Here is a 24,629-nt window from a genome sequence, read left to right as displayed (position 1 = left end):
CGAGATCAGGAGGTGAGCGCATGGACGCGTCGATGCGTGCACCCTGGCGCGCGACCCTCCGGTACGCCCTGTTGGGCGTCGGGGTCGCCGCGGCACTCGTGCTGCTCACGCTGCTGCTCGGGGCCCGTCCGGCTTCCGCCGCGACCTCGGGCTCCTCCCCGGCACCGGCGACGTCCGCCCAGCGCGGGCTCGTCGGGAACCTCGTCCAGGGCGTCGCCGGCGGTGTCGGATCGACCGTGGACCAGGTCGTCGCCCCCGTCCGGAAGGCCGTCGCGCCCGCACCGGCGCCGGCTGCGCCCGCTCCGGCAGCGCCGGCACCCGCAGCTCCGCGCCCGGCACCGGCGGCTCCCGCCCCGGTGCGTCCGGCCCCCGCCGCCCCGGTCGCGTCGACCCCCGCTGCGCCCGCCGCGCCGTCCCACGCACCCGCTGCCCCGGTCACGTCGCCCGTCGCCGCTGTCCCGGCAGCGCCGGTCGCCCACGGCACCCGGCCCGCTATGCCGGCCACGGGCACCACCCCGACCACCGCCGCACCGACGGCCGACCCGGTCGAGGCGACCAGCGCCTCCCGGCCGGTCACCGACACGCTCGTCACCGTCCTCCGCCCGGTCGCCGGGGCGGTGCAGTCGATCACCGACGCCCGCCCCGTCACGGCGGTCGTCGACGCGCTCGACGGCGTCGTCGGCTGCCTGCCGGTCGTCGGCACGATCGTCGGCGACGACACGCTCGGCTCGGTGACGCGTCCGGTGAGCGGTGTCGTCGACGACGTGCTCGACGGTGTCGGGACCACCGTCGGCACGCTCCCCGGCACCGTGGGCGGTCTGCCGCCCGTGCTCGGCGGCGTCCTGCCTGGAGGCGCGGTGCCCGGCATCGACGTCCCCGCACTCCCGGTGGTCCCCGGCTCCACGGCCCCCGTCGACTCCGGCGCGCCGGTCGCGTCCGGCGCGGTCCGCACCGCTGCCGTGCCCGCCGCGCAGTCCGCGACGACCACAGCGCGGTCGACCGTCGCTGTCCCCGAGGCCGTGACCCGTTCGCTGGTCACGGTGCTCGCCGGGCCGGTGGCCACCGACCCCGCGGACGCGACCGTCGGTGGGCACGCGCTCCTCGTCCCCGCCGGACAGGGCGGCCTGCCGCAGGCGCCGCTCGACGGCCCCGTGGCCGGCGTCCTCGGCGGCAGCGCCTCCGGTTCCGCCGGATCGGCGCCCGCCGTCGGCATCGTCGGTTCCGCCGACGACCAGTTCTCCCTCGCCGCCGGGTACCGCGGCACGCTCACCGACGACGCCGTTCCCGCGTCGGTCGTCGGCGAGCACGACGTCGCTCCTGACTGAGATCGGTGCACCTGCCCACCACGGCAGGCACGCACCCTCGACCGCTTCGTGCGGTCGCCGACAGATCTCGATCAGTGAGGAAACGACCATGAACAAGTACGTCTCGAGAGGGCTGTGGTTCACCCTCTTCGTCGGCGGGCTGACCCTCGGAGGAACGTGCGCGGCGAACGCGGCGACGACCTCCGGAGCGGACGGCATCGTCTCCGGGACCCAGGTGGCCCCGTCCGTCAGCGCTCCCGTCCAGGTGGCGGGCAACGCCCTCGGGGTGCTCGGCGACGCGGTGTCGTCCGCTCCCGCTCCCGCTGCCGCCCCGGCTTCCGCTTCCGCGGCTCCGGCTGCTGCGCCGACCACGTCCGGCGCTGACGGCATCGTGTCCGGCACGCAGGTCGTGCCCGACGTCACCGCCCCGGTCACCGCGACCGGCAACGCGATCGCGGTCGGTGGCGACGCCGTCTCGACGTCGTCCGCCGCTCCCGCCCCGGCAGCTCCGGCTCCGGCCCCGGCTGCTGCGCCGACCACGTCCGGTGCTGACGGAACCGTGTCCGGCACGCAGGTCGTCGGGGACATCGCCGCACCGGTGACCGTCGGCGGGAACGCCGTCGGGGTCGCGGGCGACGCGACGTCGGCCTCGACGTCGGCTGCCGCGACGCCCTCGTCCTCTGCTCCGGCCACGTCGTCGGCGCCGGCCACGTCGGGCTCCGACGGGCTGCTCTCCGGCTCGCAGGTCGCCCCGGTGGTGTCGGTTCCGGTCACGGTGTCGGGGAACGGCATCGGGCTGCTCGGTGACGGCACCAGCACCAGCACCGGTACCGGTGCCGGTTCGACGGGCACGACCCCGACGACGGGCGCGACCCCTTCCGCCGGTGGCACGACGTCCGGTTCGGACGGCACGGCCTCGGGTACGCAGGTGACTCCGGTGGTGTCGGTTCCGGTCACGGTGTCGGGGAACGGCATCGGGCTGCTCGGTGACGGCACCAGCACCGGTACCGGTTCGACGGGCACGACCCCGACGACGGGCGCGACCCCGACCGCCGGTGGCACGACGTCCGGTGAGGACGGCATCGGTTCGGGTACGCAGGTGACTCCGGTGGTCTCGGTTCCGGTGACCATCGGTGGGAACGGCATCGGGCTGCTCGGTGACGGCACCAGCACCGGTACGGGCACGACCCCGACGACGGGTACGACCCCGGCCGCCGGTGGCACGACGTCCGGTTCGGACGGCACGGCCTCGGGTACGCAGGTGACTCCGGTGGTGTCGGTTCCGGTGACGATCGGTGGGAACGGCATCGGGCTGCTCGGTGACGGCACCAGCACCACCGGCACCGGCACCGGCACGACCCCGACGACGGGTACGACCCCGGCCGCGGGTGGCTCGACCTCGGGTGAGGACGGCATCGGTTCGGGTACGCAGGTGACCCCGGTGATCAGCCTGCCGGTGACAGTCGGTGGGAACGGCATCGGCATCGTCGGTGACGGCACCAGCACCAGCACCACCGGCACCGGCACCGGCACGACCCCGACGACGGGCACGACCCCGGCCGCGGGTGGATCGACCTCGGGTGAGGACGGCATCGGTTCGGGGACGCAGGTCACCCCGGTGATCAGCCTGCCGGTCACGGTCGGCGGGAACGGCATCGGCATCGTCGGTGACGGCACCAGCACCAGCACCACCGGCACCCCCTCGGGTGACGGCACGACCCCTGGTGACGGCACGACCCCTGGTGACGGCACGACCCCCGGTGACGGCACGACGCCCGGTGAGGGCACCACTCCCGGTACCGGCTCCGGCGACGGGACGGTCCCCGGGGACGGCACCGACGCCGGCACGGCGACCACCCCGGGTGCCGCGACCGTCGCGGTCGACGTGATCCGCGCCTCCCGTCCGGCCGCGGCGTCCGCCGCGACCACCGGCACCGCATCGGTGATGCCGGCCGCTGCCGGTACCGCGACCACGACGAGCGGCCAGCCGCAGCTCGCCTACACGGGTGCGACCTCGCCGGTCCTGCCTGCCGCGGCGGCACTGCTCCTGCTGCTGGCGGGGCTCGGCACCATGGTGGTGCGCCGTCGGCACTGACCATCTGACGGCATGACCGAGGGTCGGAGGGGCACCGGATCGGGGTGCCCCTCCGACCCATGTGCGCGGAGGCTTGCTTCCTGTGAGCGAGCCGAACCGTTCCTGGACGCGAACGTTGCTCAACCTGTGCGCTACAGAAGCGGTCCCGAGGCTCGCCAGCAGCGCGGTGCCGCCACGATGAGAGCGTGTTCCACGAACTCCTGCGCATCCCCGTCACGGCGCGCGACGTCCTCGTCCCGGTCGACGTCGCCGCCGCCGTGCTGATCGCCTGGACGGTCTTCGCGCCGCTCCTCCACCGCAGGGGTCCCGGGTCGCCCGGATCGTCGTCGGGGCGCCGGGTGCGTCCCGTGCAGCGGGTGCTGGTCCGGCTCGCGGCACTCGTCGTCGGCGCTGGCATCGGCCTCGTCGCCGTGTGGTGGACGGGGGACCAGCTCGACCTGTTCGGCGTCGCGTTCACCCCGGTCACGCGCATGTGGATCGCGTTCGCCTTCGCCGCGATCGCGCTGCTCCTCGTGGTCGCGGTGCAGGGCGGGTGGGCGCTGCGCGTCGTCGCACTCGCCGCCGCGGCGTCGGTGGTCCTCGCGGCGGGCCTCGGCGTGAACGTGGACTTCGGCTTCTACAAGAACATCGAGCAGGCGATCAAGCCGAACCCGTACCCGACGAGGTCGCTCGCGGTACGGACGCCGTCGCACCACACGGCGTCGGTCGTCGACGCCGCGAACTGGAAGCCGCCCGCGGACATGCCCGCCGAGGGGGAGACGCTCAGCGTCCGGATCCCCGGCACCGTGTCGCACTTCCGCGCGCGGAAGGCCGTCGTCTGGCTGCCGCCGGCCGCGCAGACCGCGCACCCGCCGGTGCTGCCCGTCCTCGTCTCCCTCTCCGGACAGCCGGGTGAGCCGGCCGACCTGTTCCAGACCGGTGACCTCGGGGTCTACCTCGACCACTACGCGGCCACGCACCACGGGCTGGGGCCGATCGTCGTGGCACCGGACCAGCTCGGTGCTCCGCAGCGGAACCCGATGTGCGTCGACTCACGCGCACTCGGCCGGAGTGCCACCTACGTGATGACCGACACGGTGCGTTGGATCAAGCAACACTTCGCGGTCGCCGCGGCGCCGAACGGCTGGGGCGTGGTCGGGTTCTCCGAGGGCGCGACCTGTGCGATGCAGTTCTCCACGGCGCACCCCGACGTGTTCGGCACGGCGCTGTCGATCTCGAGCGAGCTGCAGCCCCGCACCGGCAGCTACCAGCAGAGCATCGACCTCGGGTTCGGCGGCTCGGCGGCGGCCTACCGGGCAGCGGCGCCGATCAGCATCATGCAGGCGCACGGTCGCTACCGGAACCACCTCACGGTGTTCGGGTTCGGGCAGGACGACGCCCCTTACCGGGCCTCGACCGACGCACTCCGGGCGGAGGCCGTGAAGGTCGGCATGCAGACCGAGCTCCTCGTCTCGCCGGGGTCGGCGCACGACTGGAACACGGTGCGGTACGTCCTGGCGCACGGCCTCCCGGCCACCCTGGCGCACATGGGCCTGCCGACGACCGAGGGTCCGCTGTGACCGAGCCCGAGCGCCCGGCGCAGGCCGCGGCAGACGAAGGAACGACCGCGGAACAGGCGCCGTCCGCGCGGCCGGCATCGTCCGCGCACCAGCCGCCGTCCGCGCAGCCCGGCCGGACGGAGCAGCCCGGCCGTTCCGCGCAGCCCGGCCGTGCCGCGCGGCTCCTGGACACCCTCAGGAAGGTCCCCGTCGGTGCCGTGCTGACCGCCGCCCGCCGCCGACCGGTCACGACCGTCATCGCCGCCCTGGTGCTCGTCACGAGCGTGGTCGGCATCGTCCTCCGCGTCACGCACGACGGGGGCCAGGTGCCGTGGGGTCCGTTCCGGGTGTTCGCCGCCTCGACCGGGATCCTCGCGGTCCTGCTCACCGTGGCGGGCGTGATCGTCCTCGTCGGCGCCTCCGAACGGCTGATGGGTTCCTGGCGCACGGTCGTCGCCTTCGTCACGACGACCGTCGTGGGCACCGGGCTCGGCGCCCTCACCGCCTTCGCCGACCCGGACGGTCACGCCGTCGGACACCTCCTGCTCGGGCGCGCCACCGCGTTCGACCCGTGGACGGCGATGGTCGGCACGGTCGTCACCGCGAGCGCCTTCGCCGGTCCGCTCTGGCGTCGCCGCATCCGCGTGAACGCGCTCGCGGTCGTCGCGGCACTCCTCCTCTACGCCGGACACGTCTCCGACCTGTACGCCGTGCTCGCGGCGGCCGCCGGACTCGTCCTCGGAGAGCTCCTCCGCAGGACGCCGAAGCGGCTGGGCTGGACCAGGAGCTCGCACCGCGAGACCCGCGTGCTGCTCGGCACCGTGGTGCTCGTGTCGGCCGTCGGTCCGGTGATCGCCCTGGTCTCCCGTGCCCGGGTCGGCATCCTGGCACCGCTCGCCGCGGTGGTCGGCGCCGGACCGGTGACCCCCGTGCGCGGCTGTCGGACGGACGTCGCTGCCGGGGAATGCCTGCACGCGCTGCTCACCTACCGGGCGCCGGACCCGTGGACGCTCGTGCTCGCGGTCGCACCCCTCCTCGTGCTGGTGGTCGGGGGCGTCGGCCTGTTCCGTGGCAGCCGCTTCGCGGTGTGGCTCGTCGTCGCGGTCGACCTCGTGACGGCGATCGCCGCCGCGGTGACGTACGGCGTGGTCCCCGGTCGGGTCGAGCAGCTCCACGGCGCCGAGGACCGCTTCGTCGTGGGGGTCTCGATCGCCGCGTCGATCCTGGTGCCGCTCGCGACGGCGGCGGTCCTCGTGCTGCTCCGAGGGTCCTTCACCGTGCTGCCTTCCCGCCGCCGGTCGCTCGGCTTCCTGGCCACGGTCGGCATCGCCCTGCTCGTCGTCCTCACGGTCGTGCTCGTCACGGCGGCATCGTCCCCGAGGCCGGTCGAGGACCCGCTCCGCGTCGTCGTCGCAGCCCTCGGTCCGCTCGCCCCCGTGACGCTGTGGGACCGGCTGCCGTCGCTCGACCCCGCGCTGCGGACGGTCCTCGGTCTCGCCGGGCCGTTGCTCTGGGCGGTCGTCGCGATCGCCGCGATCCGGCCCACCGGTGCGGTCGAGCCGGACGCCGACGCCGATCGCTCCGCGCGTGACCGCGAGCGGGCCCGCGCACTGCTCGAGGCCGGCGGCGGTGACGGTTTCGGCTGGATGACCACCTGGCGCGGCAACTCGTACTGGTTCGCCGGGGACGGTCGCTCCGGCGTCGCCTACCGGCGGACCGGACGCGTCGCGGTGACGGTCGGCGGACCCTTCGGCTGGCCGGACGCCCGCGAGGCCGCGATGACCGCGTTCGCCCGGTACTGCGACGACAACGGGTGGACGGCGGCGTTCTACGGCATCGGTGCCGACGCCGCCGCGGCACTCACCGCGCAGGGCTGGGGCACGCTGCCGGTCGCGGAGGACGCCGACTTCGACCCGCGCACCTGGACGACGAGCGGCAAGCGGAAGCAGGACGTCCGCACGTCGGTCAACAAGGCCAAGCGCGAGGGGACCACCGCGACCTGGGCGAGCTGGCAGGAGCTGCCGCCCTCGGTCCGCGGGCAGATCGAGGCGATCTCGGAGGAGTGGGTCGCCGAGCGCGAGCTCCCGGAGATGGGCTTCACCCTCGGTGGCGTCGACGAGATGCGCGACCCTGCCGTCCGGATCCTGGTCGCGCAGGACGTCGAGGGCCGGGTGCTCGCGGTGACGAGTTGGCTGCCCGGGTACCGCGAGGGCCGGGTCGTCGCGTGGACCCTCGATGTGATGCGGCGCACCGACGCGGCTCCGAACGGCGTGATGGAGTTCCTCGTCGCGAGTGCCGCCGACCGGATGCGCGAGGACGGGGTGGAACGGCTCAGCCTCTCCGCCGCGCCGCTCGCGCAGTCGCCGGACGCCGAGCCGGTCGCCGGCGGGACGCAGGATCTCCTGGAACTCGTGGGAGGTGTCCTCGAGCCGGTGTACGGCTTCCGGTCGCTGCTGCGCTTCAAGCTCAAGTTCGGGCCGGAGCTGCACCCGCTCGTGCTCGCGTACCCGGACCCGGTCGCGTTGCCGGCGATCGGGATCGCGGTGGTGCGGGCGTACCTGCCCGACCTCTCGCTCCGGCAGGCCGTCGCCCTCGCCCGCGGTCGCGGCTGACGGCAGCGGACGTGCTCGGTGTGGCCGAGCGTGCCCGGCGTGATCGGGCAGGGCTGGTCGAACCGGGCGTGCTCGGTCGGAACGGGCGTACCCGGTCGGGACTTCGGACTCGGTACGCCCGTTCCTGGTTCCCACCGCGGGCGTGACGGGAAGGAACGGGCGTCATGGGAAGGACCGGGGCGGGAGGCGGGCGCCCGTCCCGCCCCGTGCCTCCCGTCCGACGTCGGTCCCGACCACCGCGTCACGCGACGCAACCCGCACACCGTGCCGGACACCCGGGTGGAGTATCGTTCCGGGTACGCAAGCGCTCCGGGGTCGGTGTAATTCCGAACCGGTGGTGACAGTCCACGAGCTGACGCAGGGTGCAGACCCCGCCGATGTTGACCCGGCGGAACTCCGGGACCGACGGTGAGAGTCCGGACGGGAGGAAGCGCTGGCGGACAGGACACGTCCGTACCCCGGACGCGCCCCGTCCGTGCATGCCGACGATCGTCGAGCACCCCCGGAGTCCCGTTGAGAGGACACCAGTGTTCACCGGCATCATCGAGGAACTCGGCACCGTCACCGCCGTCGAGCAGCACGGCGACTCCGTCGCGCTCACCGTCCACGGCCCCCTGGTGGTCGCGGACGCCCGACACGGCGACTCGATCGCGACGAGCGGCGTCTGCCTGACCGTCGTCGAGCAGACCCCCGAGACCTTCACCGCCTTCGTCATGAAGCAGACGCTCGACATGAGCGCGCACGGCACGCTCCGCGTCGGTGACCGGCTGAACCTCGAGCGTGCCGCCTCGGTGGGCGACCGCCTCGGTGGCCACATCGTGCAGGGGCACGTCGACGGCACCGCGACCGTCCTCGAGACCGCAGACGGCGACGGTTGGCGGCGCGTGCGGTTCTCACTCGCGCCCGAGCTCAGCCCGCTCGTCGTCGACAAGGGCTCGATCGCGCTCGACGGCGTCTCGCTGACGGTCAGCGCGGTCTCCGCCGAGGACGTCCCCGCGACCGAGGCCTGGTTCGAGGTCAGTCTCATCCCGGAGACGCTCGAGGCGACGACGCTCGGCGCGCGTGTCCCGGGCGACCGGGTGAACGTCGAGACCGACGTGCTCGCACGCCACGTCCGGCGGATGCTGCGGCTGGACGCGGCGGTCGCCGCGGTCCCCGCCTCCGTCCTGGAGGCACGGTGATGGTCGCCGGAGCACCCCACGCGACCGACGCCACGGCTCCAGAGCCGGTGGTCGGGTCTGCCGCGCCCGTCGCCCCGGAGACCGTCGCCGGACTCTCCACCGTCGACGAGGCCGTCGCCGCGATCGCCGCCGGCCGCCCGGTCATCGTCGCCGACGACGAGCACCGCGAGAACGAGGGCGACGTCGTCCTCGCCGCCGAGCTCGCCTCGCCGGAGTGGATCGCCTGGACCGTCGCGCACTCGTCCGGGTTCATCTGCGCCCCCGTCAGCGCCGCGATCGCCGACGCGCTCGACCTCCCGCCGATGGTGGCGCACAACGAGGACGTCCGCGGCACTGCGTACACGGTCACCGTCGACGCCGCCGTGGGTGTGACGACCGGCATCAGCGCGCACGACCGCGCGCGCACGCTCCGGGTCCTCGCCGACCCGGCGTCCCGCCGTGACGACCTGCACCGCCCCGGCCACGTCGTGCCCCTGCGCGCACGACCGGGCGGGGTCCGCGAACGTGCGGGCCACACCGAGGCATCGATCGACCTCGTCACCGCCGCGGGTCTGCGCCCGGCGGCGGCGATCTGCGAGATCGTCGGCGAGGACGGCAGCATGATGCGCCTGCCGGGCCTCGTCGAACTGGGGCGCCGCGAGGGCGTGCCCGTCATCACCATCGCCGCGCTCGCCGAGTGGCTGGACGCGGCCGACCGGGCAGGGGACACCCCGCCCACGGAAGGAACGACACGATGAGCGGAGCTGGCGCGGCCGAACGCGACCACGTCGACGGCACGGGGATCCGGGTGGCGATCGTCGCCGGGCAGTGGCACGACACCATCGCCGGCGGCCTCCTGGCCGGGGCGCAGCGCGAGGTCGAGCGACTCGGTGCGACGGCCGAGGTCGTCCCGGTGCCGGGGAGCTTCGAGCTGCCGGTCGTCGCGAAGACGGCGCTGCTGTCCGGGTTCGACGCGGTCGTCGCCCTCGGGGTGATCATCCGCGGTGGCACGCCGCACTTCGAGTACGTCTCGTCCGCGGCGACGAGCGGCCTCACGCAGGTGGCGATCGAGACCGGACGCCCGGTCGGCTTCGGCGTGCTCACCCTCGACGACGAGCAGCAGGGCCTCGACCGTGCCGGGCTCGAGGGCTCGAAGGAGGACAAGGGTGCCGAGGCCGCGCACGCCGCGATCTCGACCGCGGTGACGCTGCGGAAGCTCCGCGTCACGCAGTAGCCGCATCCGCGTCCCGAACTCGGGCGCAACGACGACGGGCACGACGACGACGGGCCCCGCACCGAGGAGGTGCGGGGCCCGTCGTGTGTGCGGAGTGACTACCGCTTGCCGAACACGTGGATCGGCAGGAAGAACGAGATGCTCATCAGCAGCAGGCCGGCCATGAAGACGAAGGCCTGGCCGGACTGCACCTGGAACGCGAACCCGAACAGGTACATCGACACCAGCAGCAGCAGGATCGAGAAAACAGCGGCGATGGCGCGGCCCACGGGGTACCTCCGGGATTCAGCGGGTGGATCGAGAGCAGTCTATCCCCAGGAGCGGGGGAGTCCGTCCACCGACGCGGGACGGTCCGGCGCTCAGGCTGCGGGACGGGTGGCGATGAGCCGGTCCACGACGGCGAGCAGCGCGTCCATGTCGACGGTGCTGCGGTGCGGGCGGACGTCCGTCGCGATCGCCGCCCCGAGGGACGCCTGGTGGTAGAGGCCGTCGCCGAGGAGCTTCACGGCCTGCGCGGTCGGCTCGTCGTCGAGGGCGTCGACGAGCGTGTTCAGCCAGGCGTTCTCGGTCTCGTCGAGGGTCCGACCGGCCTCCTCGTAGCCGGCTTGCTGCAGGCGGCTGGCGGCGAGGAGCGCGAGGTCGAGCTCGCTGCCGACGAAGAGGCAGTTCCGCACGAAGTAGCGCGCGGCGCCGTCCTCGGCGTCCCGCATCCGGTCGACGTCGATCGCGGAGAGGTCGGAGAGCCGCTCGCACAGGCCCTCGACGAGGGCCGCCTTGGAGCCGAAGTGGTAGAGGAGTCCGCCCTTCGAGACGCCGGCACGGGCGGCGACGGCGTCCAGCGTGGCCGGGCGCTCGCCCTCCTCGCACACGATGGCGACGAAGCTGTCGAGGACGCGGTCGCGGGCACTGGCCATGGGGAGAGTCTAGGGAACCGTCCGGACGGGCGCGTGCAGCGAGTTCGTGAACGTTCACGAACCGCTTGCCGGGGCACTGCCGCGCGGATAGCGTCGCCGTGACCGCCACGGTCCACGAGACGAACAGGATCCGCATGTCAGCGCAGACCGCGACCCCCTCGACCACGCCGTCCGACGGCACCGACCGCCCCGGGTGGGCCGTCCTCGGCCCCGGTGGCATCGCCCGCCGCTTCCTCTCCCAGCTGCCCTCGAGCACGGGGCGCCTCGTCGCCGCGGGGAGCTCGTCGGTCGAGCGGGCCCAGGCCTTCGCGGACGACGCGGTCGAGCACGGCTACGACGACGTCGCGGCGGCGGACTACGCCACGGTGCTCGCCGACCCGGCGGTCGACGCCGTGTACGTCTCCACGGTGCACACCGGCCACGCCGCCCTCGTCACGGCGGCGCTCGACGCGGGCAAGGCCGTGCTCTGCGAGAAGCCGCTCGCCCCGAACCACGGCACGGCGATGGCCCTCGTCGACGCCGCGCGGCAGGCCGGGCTCCCGCTCGTCGAGGCGTTCATGTACCGCTTCCACCCGCAGACCGCGGCGCTGCTCGACCTCGTCCGCGAGGGCGCGATCGGCGCCGTCACCCACGTGGACGCGTCGTTCGCGTTCCGGTCGGGCGAGCGCACCGGCCGGCTGTTCGACGTCGCGACCGCCGGCGGCGGGATCCTCGACGTCGGCGGGTACCCGGTGACGATGACGGCCGCGATCGTGCAGGCCGCGACCGGGGTCGCCGTCGCCGAGCCGACCGAGCTGACCGCCACCGGGACGCTCGGTCCGACGGGCGTCGACGAGTGGACCGTCGCGCACCTGACCTACCGCACCGGCATCACCGCGAGCGTCCGCACCGGTGTCCGCGTGCAGGACGAGAACGCCGTCACCGTGTACGGCTCCCGCGGCCGGATCGTCCTGGCCGACCCGTGGACCCTGTCGGACGACCCGACGATCCAGGTCCGCACGGTCGACGAGGACCCACGGACGCTGTCCTTCGCGGGCGAGCACCCGTACGCCCGCGAGGCCGACGCCACCACCGCCGCCCTCGCGTCGGGGTCGGTCGAGGCGGCACAGATGACCCTCGACGAGTCCCTCGCCACGGCGAGGACCCTCGACCGGTGGCGCGCCGCCATCGGGCTCCGCTACCCGTTCGAGGCCGAGACGGCCGACATCCCCACGGTGAGTGGCCGTCCGCTCGCCGTCCAGCCGGACGCCCCGATGACCTACGGCGAGGTCGCGGGCGTCGGCAAGCGCATGTCCCGCCTGGTGATGGGCGTCGACAACCAGCCCGACCTCGCGCACGCCAGTGCGCTCTTCGACCTGTTCGTCGAGCAGGGCGGCAACGTCTTCGACACCGGCTACATCTACGGCGGCGGGGTGCTCGAGGGGCGGCTCGGCCGGTGGATCCAGAACCGCGGCGTCCGCGAGGACGTGGTCGTCATCACGAAGGGCGCCCACACGCCGTACTGCGACCCGGAGTCGCTCAGCCGCCAGCTCCTCGAGAGCCTCGAGCGCCAGGGCACCGACTACGCGGACGTCTACATGATGCACCGCGACAACCCGGACATCCCGGTCGGGGAGTTCGTCGACGTCCTCGACGAACACCGCCGTGCCGGACGCATCCGCGTGTTCGGCGGCTCGAACTGGACCCCGGCGCGCTTCGACGAGGCCAACGCCTGGGCAGCGGCGAACGGCAGGCACGGCTTCGAGGTCCTGAGCAACCACTTCGGGCTCGCCGAGGCGTACGACGTGCCGTGGGACGGCTGCGAGCACGTCACCGACGCGGCGTCGAAGGCCTGGCTGGAGGAACGGCAGGTTCCCCTGCTGCCGTGGTCGTCGCAGGCCCGCGGCTTCTTCACTGGACGTGCGGCGCCCGACGACACGAGCGACGCCGAACTCGTGCGCTGCTACTACTCCGACGCCAACTTCGAGCGGTTGCGCCGAGCCCGCGAGCTGGGGGAGCGGTACGGCGTGCCCGCGACGGCGATCGCCCTGGCGTACGTGCTGCACCAGCCGTTCCCGACCTTCCCGCTGTTCGGGCCGCGCACGATCGCCGAGGCGCGCTCCTCGATGACGGGGCTGTCGGTCGAGCTCAGCCCGGAGCAGGTCGCGTGGCTGGACCTCCGCGCCTGAGCACCGTCCGGACCGACACGGACCCGGCCGCCACGGTCGGGTCCGCGTCGTCGCGCGCCACGATCCACGACGTCGCGGCGGCGGCGGGCGTCTCGCGCCAGACCGTCACCCGTGCGATGAACGGCCTGTACGGCATCAGCCCCGCCACGAAGGAACGCGTCCTCGCCGCAGCGGCCGCGCTCGACTACCGGCCGTCGCGCTTCGGTCGCGGGCTCGTCACCGGCGGTGAGCACCAGCTCGGGCTCGTGGTCAGCGACCTGCGGAACCCGTACTCGCCCGAGCTCGCCGCGGCCGTGCTCCGGCTGGCCGCTGGCGAGGGGTGGAACGTGATGCTCGCCGACGTCGGGCTCGCCGGTGACTCGGACCGCGCGGTACAGGCCCTCGGTGTGCAGACCGACGTGGTGATCGGGTACCTCGGCGAGCGGGCGCCGGACTGGATCGAGCGGCTCGGCACGTTGCCGGTCGTCGAGCTCGACCCCGCGGGCGAGGTCCTGCGCGCCGCGGTCCGGCTCGACCCGACCGCCGCCGTCGAGGACCTCGCCGACCACCTCCTCGCGACCGGTGTCCGGCACCCGGTGATCGTCGACGCATCCGGGGACGGCCGGCCGAGTCACCGCGGTCGCCTCATGGTCGACGCGCTCCGCCGACGGGGGTGGTCGCCGGGCATCGCCGTGGCCGACGCCGCGACCGCCGAGCACGGTGCTGCGATGGTGGCGCGGGCCCTGGAACGGTACGAGGCGGTGGACGCGGTGCTGGCGTTCAACGACGTGATGGCCCTCGGCGTGCTGGCCGGCTGCCGTCGTGCCGGGGTCGACGTGCCCGGCGACGTCCGCGTCGTCGGGGTGGACGGGCTCGCCGCGGGGACGCTCGTCGCCCCGACGTTGACGACGCTCGCGGTGGACCTCGGGGAGGTGGCACGGGAGGCGGTCGGGCTCGCCCTCGGCATGCTCGCCGGTGCGCTGCCGCGCTCCGGCGCGGCCGTGCAGCGCACGGTCCGACACCGACTGCTGCTCCGCGAGTCGGCGTAGCGGGTGTGACCGGACGACGATCCGGCGCGGGGCGCGGGGCGGCGCCGCACCGCGCCTCCCGACCGCTTTGGTTGCATTTGCAACCATGACCGTCCAGACGGTACACTAACGGAGTCCTGACGGGGCGCGTGTCCATCCCGCGTCCCGTCTCGTCTGCTCCGCCGTCGACCTGGTCCGGCCCGAAGTCCCCAGGGAGTCACCGTGTCCACGCTGCTCACCAGCCCCGTCGCCACCGCCGTCCGCACCAGCCGCCCCCGACGGTTCGCCGCGCTCGCCGTCCTGATGCTGCCCGTGCTGCTCATCTCGGTCGACAACACCGTGCTGAGCTTCGCGCTGCCGTCGATCGCGCGCGCCCTGCAGCCGGACGCGACCACGCAGCTCTGGATCGTCGACGCGTACCCGCTCGTCCTCGCCGGCCTGCTCGTCGTGATGGGCAGCATCGGCGACCGCATCGGACGCCGTCGCATCCTCGTCGTCGGGGCCAGCGGGTTCGCGCTGTTCTCCGTCGCCGCGGCGTTCGCGACCGACGCGTGGATGCTCGTCGCGGCCCGCATCGCGATGGGCGTGTTCGGCGCGATGCTCATGCCGGCCACCCTGTCGATCATCCGCAACGTCTTCGTCGACGCGGGGGAGCGGCGGATGGCGCTCGCCGTGTGGTCGACGATGTTCGCGGCGGGGAACGCCCTCGGTCCGCTCGTCGGCGGCGTGCTCCTGGCGCACTTCCACTGGGGTGCGGTGTTCCTCGTCGCCGTCCCGATCCTCGTGCTCATGCTCGTTGGCGTGCCGTTCTGCGTGCCGGAGTCCCGCGACCCGATGCCCGGGCCGGTCGACGTGCCGAGCATGTTCCTGTCCCTCGGCGCCCTCGCACCGACGGCCTGGGCGATCAAGTCCGTCGTGCACCCCGAGGAGCGCGGTCTCGCGATCGCGATGCTCGCCGTCGGTGTGCTCTGCGGCATCGCGTTCGTCCGCCGGCAGCTGCGCTCCCGCACGCCGATGCTCGACCTGCGGCTCTTCCACAGCACGGCCTTCACCGGCAGCGTGCTCATGAACATGGCGGCGATGTTCTCGCTCACCGGGTTCCTCTTCTACATCGCCCAGCACCTGCAGCTCGTCGCCGGGCTCGACTCGTTCGCCGCCGGCATGGTGCTCGTGCCCGGTTCGGTCCTGACGATCGTCGCGGGTCTCGCCGTCGTGCCGGTCGTCGCCCGGGTCGCGCCGCGCTGGGTCGTCGCCGTCGCGCTGCTCTTCTCGGCGGCCGCGTACGCGATGGTCGCCGTGCTCGGACACCACGCGACGATCGTCGCGCTGGCGTTCGCCTTCGTGCTGCTCGGCATCGGCATCGGCGCCTCCGAGACGGTCACGAACGACCTCATCATCTCCACCGCTCCGGCGGACAAGGCCGGGGCCGCATCGGCCGTGTCCGAGACCGCGTACGAGATCGGCGCGGTGCTCGGGACGGCGGTGCTCGGCACGATCCTCGCGACCGCCTACCGGGCGCACGTCGTGGTGCCGAGCGGGTTGTCCTCGACGGCGCACACCGCGGCGCAGGAGACCCTCGGCGGTGCGGTCACGGCGGCGGGCGATCTCGGCGGACCCGCCGGTGCGGCCCTGCTCGAGTCGGCGCGTGCGGCCTTCGACTCCGGTGTGACCGTGACCGCGGGCGTCGCGGCGCTGCTCATGGTCGTCGCGGCGGCCGGCGCCCTCGTGATGCTGCGCCGGCGCTGACCCCTCCGGGGCCGGCGCGCTCACCCGTGTCGAACCACGTTCCCGACGTCGAACCAGGCCGCGCGCATGGTTCGACGTCGTCTTCGTGGTTCGATCGGACGGCGCCGGAGGCGGACGGCGCGCCCGGGATCGGACGAACCTGGGAATCGTTGACCTGAACCAGGGTTGAGGTCATACGTTGGGACGTGCCAGCGACCCAGCGGCACCCCTCCCCGCCACGCGAAGGAACACGACCACGTCTCCCACGTCCGACGAAGCACCGGCGACCATCGCGGACGCCTACAAGGCAGCCTTCCGCGGGCACCCCGCCGGCGTCGCCGTCATCACCGCCGAGGGCCCCGACGGCCCGACCGGCCTCACGGCCTCGAGCGTCGCGAGCGTCGCGGTCGACCCGCCCGTGCTCGTCTTCTCGTTGTCCACGAACTCCGGGTCCGCCGGGGTCGTCCTCGGTGCACCGCTCTTCGTCGTGCACCTGGTCGACTCGCTCGGCGTCGACCTCGCGAAGCGCTTCGCCGCGACCGGCAGCCCGGCCGCCGACGACCCGATCTGGAGCCGCCTGCCCTCGGGGGAGCACTACCTCCCGGGTGCCGCATCGGCCCTGCGCTGCCGACCGCTCTCGACGACGCCGATCGGCTCGTCGACCGTGGTCGTCGCCGAGGTGCTCGACATCGTGGTCGGCCTGGAACGCGGCGAGCCGCTGGTCTACCACAACCGGGAGTTCCACTCCCTCACCGATCGTTCCCGGCTCTGACGAGCCGCGGAGCACCGCCCGCCCACCACTGATCGAAAGGAACTCACATGGCTGAGTACACCCTGCCGGAGCTGCCGTACGACTACGCCGCGCTCGAGCCGCACATCAGCGGCAAGATCATGCAGCTGCACCACGACAAGCACCACCAGACCTACGTGACGGGTGCGAACACCGCGCTCGAGCAGCTCGCCGAGGCGCGCGAGTCGGGCAACCTGGCGAACGTCAACAAGCTCGAGAAGGACCTGGCCTTCAACCTCGGCGGCCACGTCAACCACTCGGTCTTCTGGACCAACCTCGGCCCGGACACGAAGGTCCCGGAGGGCGAGCTCGCCGCCGCGATCGACGAGTTCTTCGGCTCGTTCGAGAAGTTCCAGGCGCAGTTCACCGCCGTCGCCACGGGCATCCAGGGCTCCGGCTGGTCGGTGCTCGGATGGGACCAGGTCGGCCAGAAGCTGACCACGTTCCAGCTCTTCGACCAGCAGTCGAACGTCCCGCTCGGCGTCGTCCCGATCTTCATGCTGGACATGTGGGAGCACGCCTTCTACCTCGACTACCTCAACGTCAAGGCGGACTACGTCAAGGCGGTCTGGAACATCGTCGACTGGGAGAACGTCGCAGCTCGTTTCGCCAACGCGAAGTCGCAGTCGTTCGTCACGCTCTGAGTCGTCCGTGACGGCCTGAGCACGACGGTGCGCGTCGCGTACGCCGCGGCCACACCGACAGACGGGAGGCACGGTGCCAGCTGGCACCGTGCCTCCCGTCGGTCGTGGGGCCGGCGTCAGACGGAGGTGAGCCGCCGGCCGGACGCGAGAGCCGCGCCGATGTCGCGCAGCGCGTCGTCCGGCGAGGTCCGATCGCCGTCGACGATCGCGCCCCCCTGCACCCCGCGGGCGGCGAGCACCGCACCCCTGGCGGCCTGCTCGGCTGCCTCGGGGTGCCAGCCGTGGTGGGTGCACCACGCGGCGATCGTCCCGGTGCGGTCGCGCTGACACCGCCGTTCGTGGTCGCGGCCGTCGAGGGTCTCGACCGAGCCGAGTTCGAACGCCAGGCGGGCGGCCAGGGCGCGGTCCGGGTCGTCGAGGCCGCCGAAGACGCTGACGAACCACTCGGCCAGGCGGTCGGCGTCGGCGTCGCGATCGAGTTCGGCGTGCGCGAGGGGGCCGTCGAGGTGTTCGAGGACCGCTTCGATCAGGGCCTCACGCGAGCCGAAGTGGTAGACGATCGGGTACGCGCTCGTGCCGAGCACCCGGCCGAGGCTGCGGACGGAGACGTCCTCGAGCTTGGTGTCACGGAGGTGCTGAACCACCTTCGCGATGATCGCCGGGCGCAGGGTCGGATCGGGCTTCCGGGGCATGGTCTCTCCAGGAGTCGGGCGCAACGCGGCGGTCACATGTGATCCACCAGTGTATCAGTGGGTCAGTCGCGCTTCACAGGTGCTCAGACGTGCGTGAACCGGAGAAATACTCGGCTCGACGTAGACTGACGGCGATGTCGAGCCCCTCCGGTCCCGCCTCCGCGTCCGCACGCGGTGGACCGGCGCGCGCGGATCGGGGCGCCCCGGGACGCCGTCGCGGGGCGGGCAAGCGCTTCCTGGTGGTCGGCGACGTCCTCGACGGCGTGCTCGTCCAGACCACGGTGACCCAGACCGGTACGCACGACCCCGCCGCCGTCATCCGGCACCGCCCGGTCGGGGCGGGCGGCAACACCGCGACCTGGCTCGGCTGGCTCGGCGCCGAGGTCGACCTGGTCGCGCGGGTCGGCGTCGACGACGTGTACCGGCACGAGCGCGCCCTCGCGGACGCCGGGGTGCGCGCACACATCGGGTACGACGCCTGTTCGGACACCGGGGCGGTCGTCTCGGTGCGCAACCGCCGGGGTCGCAGCGGGATGACGGACCCCGGGGCGGCCGGTGCCATGACCGCGGCGGACGTCCCCGTCGACCTCGTCGCCCGTGCGGACATCGTGCACCTGACCGGCGCGGCGATGCTCGGCGGCGGGAGCGGCGGCAGCGGCGGGCCCGTCGATCCCGCTCGCGGTGCCGGCCGGATCGCGGACCTCGTGGCACTCGCCCGGTCCGGCGGCGGCCGCGTGGCGCTCGACCCCTCGTCGGAAGCCGTCGTGCACACCGTCGGCGCGTCCGCCTTCCTCGACGCGCTCGAGGGGGTCCACGTCCTCTTCCCGAGCGCCCGTGAGGCCCTCGCCCTCGCCGGCACCGCGTCGGTCCACGACGCCGTCCGGATCCTCGTCGGCCGCGTGCCGCTCGTCGTCGTGACGCTCGGCCCGGACGGCGTGCTGGTCGGTCGGCCCGGGAGGTCCCCGCAGACCTTCGCGGCGACCCCCGCCACGGTCGTGGACACGCTCGGTGCCGGGGACGCCTTCGCCGCCGGCTTCCTGCGGGCGTGGGCGACCGACCCCGTCCGGGTGGGTGCGGCCGCACGCGAGGGCGCGCGGGTCGCCGCGCGTGCGCTCGGCTTCGTCGGCGGTCGCCCGCCGGCCTGACCGCGCTCGCGCCGCCGCCGGCTCCGCTTCCGCAGCCGCGCTCGCGCCGCCGCCGCTACGCCTCGACGGGCTCGGCGCGGACGACGAGCGTCTGCACACGGCCGGGCGCGAGCGGCGCCAGCCGGATCTCGACGCGCAGCCGGCCGGCAGTCCCGGGCAGCCACCAGCGCAGGTGCGACGGCTCGAGCGACAGCTCGTCGACCGGTGCGGCGTCGAGATCGGCGCCGACCGCCGCCACCGCGGCGGCGATCGCGCGTCGTCGACGCTCGTACGGTACGTCCATCGCCACGTTCGGCGTGCAGGTCGCGTCCGCCAGTTCGTCGCTCCAGTCGGACAGGAGGCGCGTGACGGCCCGACGCGCGTCCGCCGTCGCGCGGGCGGTCGCCGCGACGCCGGGGGCGACCGGGTCGGGTCCGCGGGACGGTCCGGTACCGGAGCCGACGCCGCGCTCGAGCACGAGGTCGAGCGCACGCTCGGCAGCGACGGACACCTTCGCCTGCGTGGCGTTCTCGAAGGCGACGACCCCGAGGCCGTGTCGCGTCGACCAGCGCATGTGCGCCGAGAAGCCCGGGTAGCCGCCGGAGTGCGACACGAGTTCGCCGAAGCGGAGGTCTTGTTCGACGAACAGTCCGAAGCCGTACGCGGTGGCCCGGGTGGCGGACGGGACGACCGACGGCGGCACCACCCGCATCGCCTGCTGCATGAGCCGGCGGTCCGCGGGGGAGACCGGCCCGGCTTCCGGGGCATCGGTGTTCGCGGAGGCCAGGTGCCCGGCCCACCGGGCGAGGTCGCTGACGGTCGAGAACAGCCCACCGATCGCCGAGAAGGCACCGGGGCCCGTCATCGGCAGCGGTTCCCAGGCACCCTCGTGCGGGCGGACGCCGGTCACCACGTACCCGCGGGCGTCCTCGGCGCGGAAGACCGTGTCGTCGAGCCCCAGGGGCCGGAGCACGGTGTCCGTCGCGACCGCGGGGTACGGTGCGCCGCCGACGACGGACACCACCCGTCCGAGCAGGGCGTAGCCGAGGTTGGAGTAGGCGAACCGGGTGCCGGGCACCGAGTCGAAGAGCAGCCCGCCCCGCAGCACGGCGTCGAGCTCGTCGTCGGTGATCGACTCCTGCCGGTCCGCCCACGGGTCGTCGGTCGGGAAGCCGGCGGACATCGTCAGCAGCATCCGGAGCGTGGGTACGGGGGAGTCCGGCGACGGCAGCGCGACCTCGGCGAACGCGGGCACGAAGTCGGTCACGGGCGCGTCGAGCGACACCCGTCCGGTGGCGACGAGCGCGAGCAGGGTCGCCGCGGTGACGCTCTTCGTGCAGGAGGCGATCCGGTACGCGGTGGTCGCGTCCGGCGCGGTGCCGTCGCCCCGGTCGCCGTGCCCGCCCGAGCCGACGAGCCCGGAACGGTCGAACACGCCCCAGACGCTGCTCGGCGCGGTGCCGGCGGCGACGCGGTCACGGAAGAGTGCGTCGACCTCGGCGAGGACGGCGGCGTCCGGTCCGGTCACGACCGGCGCATCCGGTCGTACGCCTCGAGTGCCCGCTGCCGGGTCGCCTTGAGGTCGAGCATCGGCTCGGGCCGGTCCTCGTCGGCCGGGACCCACCGCCGCACGTACACGCGGTGCGGGTCGAACCGCTCGAGCTGCCGGTCGGGGTTGAACACCCGGAAGTACGGTGCGGCGTCGAAGCCCGAGCCCGCGACCCACTGCCAGTTGCCAGCGTTGTTCGCGGGGTCGGCGTCCACCAGGGTGTCCCAGAACCACTGCTCACCGATGCGCCAGTCCACGAGCATGTTCTTCACGAGGAAGCTCGCCGTGGCCAGGCGGACGCGGTTGTGCATCGCACCGGAGGTCCACAGCTCGCGCATGCCGGCGTCCACCAGGTCGAAGCCCGTCGTGCCGTGCCGCCAGCGGTCGATCTCGTCCTCGGACACGTCGCGCCAGGGGAAGGCGTCGAACTCGCGTCGGACGTTCACGGTGGCGATGTCGTCGCAGTGGAAGTACTCGTTCCAGTTGAACTCGCGCCAGGCGAGCTGGCGGAGGAACGCCGGGGCCTGCTGGCGCTGGTGCGCCTCGAGCGTGCCGTGCAGCCGGTGCCACACCTGGTACGGGCTGACCTCACCCCATCGCAGGTGCGGCGAGAGGTCGCTCGTCGCGGCCATCGCCGGTTCGTCGCGCTGGTCGTAGTCCTCGAGGCGCTCGTGGACGAACTCCTCGAGCACGCGGTGCGCCCCGGCTTCGCCCGGCTCCCAGGCGTCGCGCAGCCCGCCCGCCCAGTCCGGCGTCGTCGGGAGGAGCCCCCAGTCGTCGAGGTCGTCGGAGCGGACGTCCGCCGGCGCGGGGAGCTGCCCGGGTTCCGGCAGCGGGTGCCGTGGTTCCGGCATGGCCTGCGCCGCACGCCAGAACGGCGTGAAGACCTTGAACGGCTCGCCGGCCCCGGTGAGCACGGTCCACGGTTCCCAGAGCAGGTTCGCCGCGAAGCTGTGCGCCTCGATGCCGGCGTCGGTCAGGCCCTGCTTGATGCCCGCGTCGAGGTCGCGCTCGACCCTGCCGTACCGTCGGTTCCAGTAGACCGCGTCCGCCCCCGCCTCGTCGACGAGGGCGGGGACCACCTCGGCCGCGGGACCGCGTCGGAGCACGAGCCGGGAGCCGCGGTCGCGGAGGGCATGGTCGAGCGCGGCGAAGGAGTGGTGCAGCCACCAGCGGCTCGCGGCGCCGACCGGACGGATGCCGGGCGACTCGTCGTCGAGGACGACCACGACGGTGAGGTCCCCACCGTGGTCGATGCCGGCGCGCAGGGCGGGGTTGTCGGCGAGGCGCAGGTCCTCGCGCAGCCAGACCACCGCGCCGGTCACGCCGACACCTCGTCCGCGCGGGCCGACCGACGATGCGGTGCCGACGTCGCTGCGACGCGGAGCTTCGTGCACAGCTCGGTCAGGGTCCGGAGCTCGGCGTCGTCGAGGCCCGCCCCGACCTGCTCGGCGATCGTGCGGGCGTGCTGGACGGCGACTGCGCGGTAGACGTCGAAGCCGTGCGCGGTCAGCGCGACGATCACGCCGCGCGCGTCCGCCGGGTCCGGCTGCTTCTCGACGATGCCGCGCGACGCGAGCCGCTCGACGAGACGACTGACGCTCGGCTGCGTCAGCAGGAGGTGGCCGGTCAGCTCACGCATCCGGCAGCGTCGGCCGGGTTGCGTGGAGAGGTTGAAGCAGACGTCGTACTCGTTGAACGAGATCTCGCCGCCGGGGAACTCGGTGTTGAGCGCCCGCATCACGGTCACCTGCGCGCGGAAGAGCGCTTCCCATGCGGCGACGGCGGTCGCCTTCTCGCTGCGGCGTGCGTCGTCCACGGTCCGCTCCCTCCGGTCGTACGGAAGGCCCACACTACCGACGGGCCCCGACGACGGATGCGGGCCGCGTACCCCGATGGGCGTGCGTTCCGGAGACGGAACGAGGGCCGGTCGTCACGGGGACGACCGGCCCTCTCCCTTGCACCAAGAGATTCCTGCAATCACATTCCGCAGCCGGTGCCACAGCAAACACCGTCTGCACGACCGACTGTATAACGAAGCGGTAACGGCGCGCCAGTGTGCGTCTCGGTCGTTCGCTGCGAGTTCGCAGGGAACGCCGGGCCCCGCTCAGAACAGGTCGGGCGACGGCGTCGATGCGTAGCGCACGGCGACGTCCGCGTGCCGGTCGAACCGGTAGCCGACACCGCGCACGGTGCGGACGATCTCCTCGAAGGCGCCGAGCTTCGACCGGAGCCGACGCACGTGCACGTCGATCGTGCGCTCGTTCGGCGTCTCGTCGTCGCCGTCGGACCAGAGCCCGCCGATGATCGCCGCACGGTCCACCGTCTGCCCCTCGCGGAGCACCAGGAACTGCAGGAGCTCGAACTCCTTGTAGGTCAGGGGTGCGGCCTCGCCGTCGAGCGTCACACGCTTGCGGGAGATGTCGATGACGACCCCGGTCTCCTCGGGCTCCGGCTTGTCGGCCTGCTTGCGAGCGGCCACGGCGGAGCGGTCCTGCAGCGCGAGCCGGACCACGTCGACGTCGCGCCCGCCGGACCCCTCGGCCGCCACGGCGACGGCCGCGTAGGTCTCGGCGGTCGGCACGAGCTGGGCGGTGAGGGCCTTGAGTTGCTCGACGACGGCCGCGAGCGTCGTCCCCGCTGCGGCTGCCTTCTCCTCGTCGATGCCGACGTACAGGGCGAAACCACGCGCCTCGGTGCCGTCCGGCAGGGCGCGGTTCCGCTGCGGGGCGACGGCGGGGCTGGTCGGGACGGTGCTCGGCGCGGGGGTGACGGCCGGTTCGCGTCGGGCCCGGATCGGCGTCACCGTACCGAGGTCGGTCGGCGCGGAGACGGGCGTGCGGAGCGTGGTGCGGGGCTGGGCGATGGTGAGCGACATGGTGGTTCTCCGGGCGATGTGGCCGTGGTGCCGGTGGCGACCTGTGGCCGTGTCGAATGCGTCGGCCCGGGTACGGCGGTGCGCCGTGGTGCCCTGCGGTCCTCGTCGGGACCGGGGCAGACCCGGGGGTACGGGGACGAAAGCGCTCGACGTGGGGCGTGTCGTCGACGTGCTCGTCACCCGGGGATCACGCTCGCGCGACGGGGGTGGTGTCGCGGGGGATCCGGCTGGAACGGGTGCCGGTCAGGCACACATTCGACAACGCATGACGGCCATCGCCGGCATCATCACGCCAGCGGTCCCCACTGCTCCTGTGGAGGAGCACGCCTCGGAGAGGACGCGGGTGGGAACGAGTGCAGTCATGGGTCGAGTATCGGCGGTATACCAACCCGGTGTCAACCGTCCGCGCGGACGGTCGTCGCCTGGTGGACTGCGGCGCGGAGACGACGGGAGGCGCGGCGCCGACCGGCACCGCGCCTCCTGCCTGCGCGTGGGGAGTGTCGCTACTCGGCGAGCCCGTAGAGACGGTCGCCGGCGTCGCCGAGGCCCGGCACGATGTAGCCGTTCTCGTCGAGCTTCTCGTCGAGGGCGCCGAGGACGATCGAGACGTTGCGGTCGCCGACGGCCCGCTCGACCATCGCCAGGCCCTCGGGCGCGCCGAGGATGCACACGCAGGTGACCTCCTCCGCGCCGCGGTCGAACAGGAAGTCGATCGCCGCCGCGAGCGTGCCGCCCGTGGCGAGCATGGGGTCGAGGACGAAGCACTGCCGCCCGGACAGGTCGTCCGGCAGACGCTCGGCGTAGGTCTGCGGCTCGAGGGTCTCCTCGTTGCGCGCCATGCCGAGGAAGCCGACCTCGGCCGTGGGGACGAGCTTCACCATGCCCTCGAGCATGCCGAGCCCGGCACGGAGGATCGGGACCACGAGCGGGCGGGGCTTCGCGATCGCGACACCCATCGTGTGTGCCACCGGGGTGTCGATCGGCGTCGCGGTCACCCGGACGTTGCGCGTGGCCTCGTACGCGAGGAGCGTGACGAGCTCCTCGGTGAGGGCGCGGAACGTGGGGGAGGGTGTGGTCCGGTCGCGGAGCACCGAGAGCTTGTGGGTGATGAGCGGGTGGTCGGCGACGTGGACTCGCATAGGGTCGAGCCTACCGTGCCGACCGAGCCTGGAGGTCCCGTGGCCGACCCCGCCGC

At 73.6% G+C, this 24,629-nt stretch carries 20 protein-coding genes, 1 pseudogene and 1 riboswitch; of the genes and pseudogenes, 13 read left to right on the top strand and 8 right to left on the bottom strand.

Annotated features, from left to right (window positions below; genetic code table 11):
• The first annotated feature begins 20 nt into the window (after positions 1 to 20).
• From ACY3FI_RS11520 to ribH, 7 genes and pseudogenes are all read left to right on the top strand, one after another.
• Positions 21 to 1,325 (top strand): hypothetical protein, encoded by a 1,305-nt coding sequence (locus ACY3FI_RS11520; RefSeq protein ID WP_462547665.1) that lies wholly within the window; start codon positions 21 to 23, stop codon positions 1,323 to 1,325.
• 88 nt (positions 1,326 to 1,413) lie between these two features.
• On the top strand, positions 1,414 to 3,399 hold the full coding sequence (locus ACY3FI_RS11515) for an LAVTG motif-containing sortase-dependent surface protein (protein WP_462547664.1): 1,986 nt from the start codon (positions 1,414 to 1,416) through the stop codon (positions 3,397 to 3,399).
• 185 nt (positions 3,400 to 3,584) lie between these two features.
• Entirely contained in the window at positions 3,585 to 4,958 is a 1,374-nt protein-coding gene (locus ACY3FI_RS11510) for an alpha/beta hydrolase (RefSeq protein ID WP_462547663.1), read from the top strand.
• Positions 4,955 to 7,549, top strand: a complete 2,595-nt coding sequence (locus ACY3FI_RS11505) for a bifunctional lysylphosphatidylglycerol flippase/synthetase MprF (RefSeq protein ID WP_462547662.1) — start codon at positions 4,955 to 4,957, stop codon at positions 7,547 to 7,549. Before ACY3FI_RS11510 ends, ACY3FI_RS11505 begins: the two co-directional genes overlap by 4 nt.
• 302 nt (positions 7,550 to 7,851) lie before the next feature.
• Positions 7,852 to 7,985, top strand: a riboswitch (FMN riboswitch).
• Positions 7,986 to 8,076: 91 nt separating this feature from the next.
• A complete protein-coding gene (locus ACY3FI_RS11500; protein WP_462547661.1) occupies positions 8,077 to 8,730 on the top strand; it encodes a riboflavin synthase in 654 nt (217 codons plus the stop codon).
• Positions 8,730 to 9,425: pseudogene (ribB, locus tag ACY3FI_RS11495) on the top strand (3,4-dihydroxy-2-butanone-4-phosphate synthase); the annotation flags it as partial. The gene ACY3FI_RS11500 and the pseudogene ribB, both read left to right, overlap by 1 nt.
• A gap of 38 nt (positions 9,426 to 9,463) precedes the next feature.
• Positions 9,464 to 9,943: a 6,7-dimethyl-8-ribityllumazine synthase gene (gene ribH, locus ACY3FI_RS11490; RefSeq protein ID WP_462547660.1), complete on the top strand. Its 480-nt coding sequence runs from the start codon at positions 9,464 to 9,466 to the stop codon at positions 9,941 to 9,943.
• A 98-nt stretch (positions 9,944 to 10,041) separates the two neighbouring features.
• Here the strand turns inward: ribH and ACY3FI_RS11485 are convergent, their stop codons facing one another.
• Both ACY3FI_RS11485 and ACY3FI_RS11480 read right to left on the bottom strand, forming a co-directional pair.
• Positions 10,042 to 10,212 carry a hypothetical protein gene (locus ACY3FI_RS11485; protein ID WP_462547659.1) on the bottom strand — a complete coding sequence of 57 codons (171 nt, stop codon included), beginning with the start codon at positions 10,210 to 10,212 and terminating at the stop codon, positions 10,042 to 10,044.
• Positions 10,213 to 10,302: 90 nt separating this feature from the next.
• Positions 10,303 to 10,857 (bottom strand): TetR family transcriptional regulator, encoded by a 555-nt coding sequence (locus ACY3FI_RS11480; RefSeq protein WP_462547658.1) that lies wholly within the window; start codon positions 10,855 to 10,857, stop codon positions 10,303 to 10,305.
• 134 nt (positions 10,858 to 10,991) lie between these two features.
• Between ACY3FI_RS11480 and ACY3FI_RS11475 the strand changes: the two genes are divergently transcribed.
• The 5 genes from ACY3FI_RS11475 (at position 10,992) to ACY3FI_RS11455 (ending at position 17,191) form a co-directional block, all read left to right on the top strand.
• The gene (locus tag ACY3FI_RS11475; RefSeq protein WP_462547657.1) at positions 10,992 to 13,025 is read left to right on the top strand and encodes an aldo/keto reductase; all 2,034 of its coding nucleotides are present in this window, start codon (positions 10,992 to 10,994) and stop codon (positions 13,023 to 13,025) included.
• Positions 13,004 to 14,053: a LacI family DNA-binding transcriptional regulator gene (locus ACY3FI_RS11470; protein WP_462547656.1), complete on the top strand. Its 1,050-nt coding sequence runs from the start codon at positions 13,004 to 13,006 to the stop codon at positions 14,051 to 14,053. Before ACY3FI_RS11475 ends, ACY3FI_RS11470 begins: the two co-directional genes overlap by 22 nt.
• A gap of 201 nt (positions 14,054 to 14,254) precedes the next feature.
• Positions 14,255 to 15,778, top strand: coding sequence for an MFS transporter (locus ACY3FI_RS11465; protein WP_462547655.1), 1,524 nt, complete (start codon positions 14,255 to 14,257; stop codon positions 15,776 to 15,778).
• A gap of 268 nt (positions 15,779 to 16,046) precedes the next feature.
• On the top strand, positions 16,047 to 16,529 hold the full coding sequence (locus ACY3FI_RS11460; RefSeq protein WP_462550354.1) for a flavin reductase family protein: 483 nt from the start codon (positions 16,047 to 16,049) through the stop codon (positions 16,527 to 16,529).
• A 47-nt stretch (positions 16,530 to 16,576) separates the two neighbouring features.
• Positions 16,577 to 17,191, top strand: a complete 615-nt coding sequence (locus ACY3FI_RS11455) for a superoxide dismutase (protein ID WP_462547654.1) — start codon at positions 16,577 to 16,579, stop codon at positions 17,189 to 17,191.
• 116 nt (positions 17,192 to 17,307) lie between these two features.
• On the opposite strand, the gene ACY3FI_RS11450 is transcribed toward ACY3FI_RS11455, so the two are convergent.
• Positions 17,308 to 17,883, bottom strand: a complete 576-nt coding sequence (locus ACY3FI_RS11450) for a hypothetical protein (protein WP_462547652.1) — start codon at positions 17,881 to 17,883, stop codon at positions 17,308 to 17,310.
• A 134-nt stretch (positions 17,884 to 18,017) separates the two neighbouring features.
• On the opposite strand from ACY3FI_RS11450, the gene ACY3FI_RS11445 reads away from it, so the two are divergent.
• The gene (locus ACY3FI_RS11445) at positions 18,018 to 19,028 is read left to right on the top strand and encodes a carbohydrate kinase family protein (protein ID WP_462547651.1); all 1,011 of its coding nucleotides are present in this window, start codon (positions 18,018 to 18,020) and stop codon (positions 19,026 to 19,028) included.
• A gap of 55 nt (positions 19,029 to 19,083) precedes the next feature.
• On the opposite strand, the gene ACY3FI_RS11440 is transcribed toward ACY3FI_RS11445, so the two are convergent.
• The 5 genes from ACY3FI_RS11440 to upp all read right to left on the bottom strand — a co-directional run bounded on the left by ACY3FI_RS11440 (position 19,084) and on the right by upp (position 24,573).
• Positions 19,084 to 20,535: a serine hydrolase domain-containing protein gene (locus ACY3FI_RS11440; protein WP_462547650.1), complete on the bottom strand. Its 1,452-nt coding sequence runs from the start codon at positions 20,533 to 20,535 to the stop codon at positions 19,084 to 19,086.
• Positions 20,532 to 21,881: a cryptochrome/photolyase family protein gene (locus ACY3FI_RS11435; protein ID WP_462547649.1), complete on the bottom strand. Its 1,350-nt coding sequence runs from the start codon at positions 21,879 to 21,881 to the stop codon at positions 20,532 to 20,534. Before ACY3FI_RS11435 ends, ACY3FI_RS11440 begins: the two co-directional genes overlap by 4 nt.
• Positions 21,878 to 22,375 carry a MarR family winged helix-turn-helix transcriptional regulator gene (locus ACY3FI_RS11430; RefSeq protein WP_462547648.1) on the bottom strand — a complete coding sequence of 166 codons (498 nt, stop codon included), beginning with the start codon at positions 22,373 to 22,375 and terminating at the stop codon, positions 21,878 to 21,880. The genes ACY3FI_RS11435 and ACY3FI_RS11430 overlap by 4 nt, the downstream gene beginning before the upstream one ends.
• Before the next feature lie 288 nt (positions 22,376 to 22,663).
• Positions 22,664 to 23,434 carry a winged helix-turn-helix domain-containing protein gene (locus tag ACY3FI_RS11425; protein ID WP_462547646.1) on the bottom strand — a complete coding sequence of 257 codons (771 nt, stop codon included), beginning with the start codon at positions 23,432 to 23,434 and terminating at the stop codon, positions 22,664 to 22,666.
• 503 nt (positions 23,435 to 23,937) lie between these two features.
• Complete coding sequence (gene upp / locus ACY3FI_RS11420) at positions 23,938 to 24,573, bottom strand: uracil phosphoribosyltransferase (protein ID WP_462547645.1); 636 nt, start codon at positions 24,571 to 24,573, stop codon at positions 23,938 to 23,940.
• Between the last annotated feature and the right edge of the window lie 56 nt (positions 24,574 to 24,629).

Source organism: Curtobacterium sp. RM9, from assembly GCF_054956955.1.
Note: the sequence above shows the minus strand (reverse complement) of the source record. Positions and strands in the feature narration are given on the sequence as shown.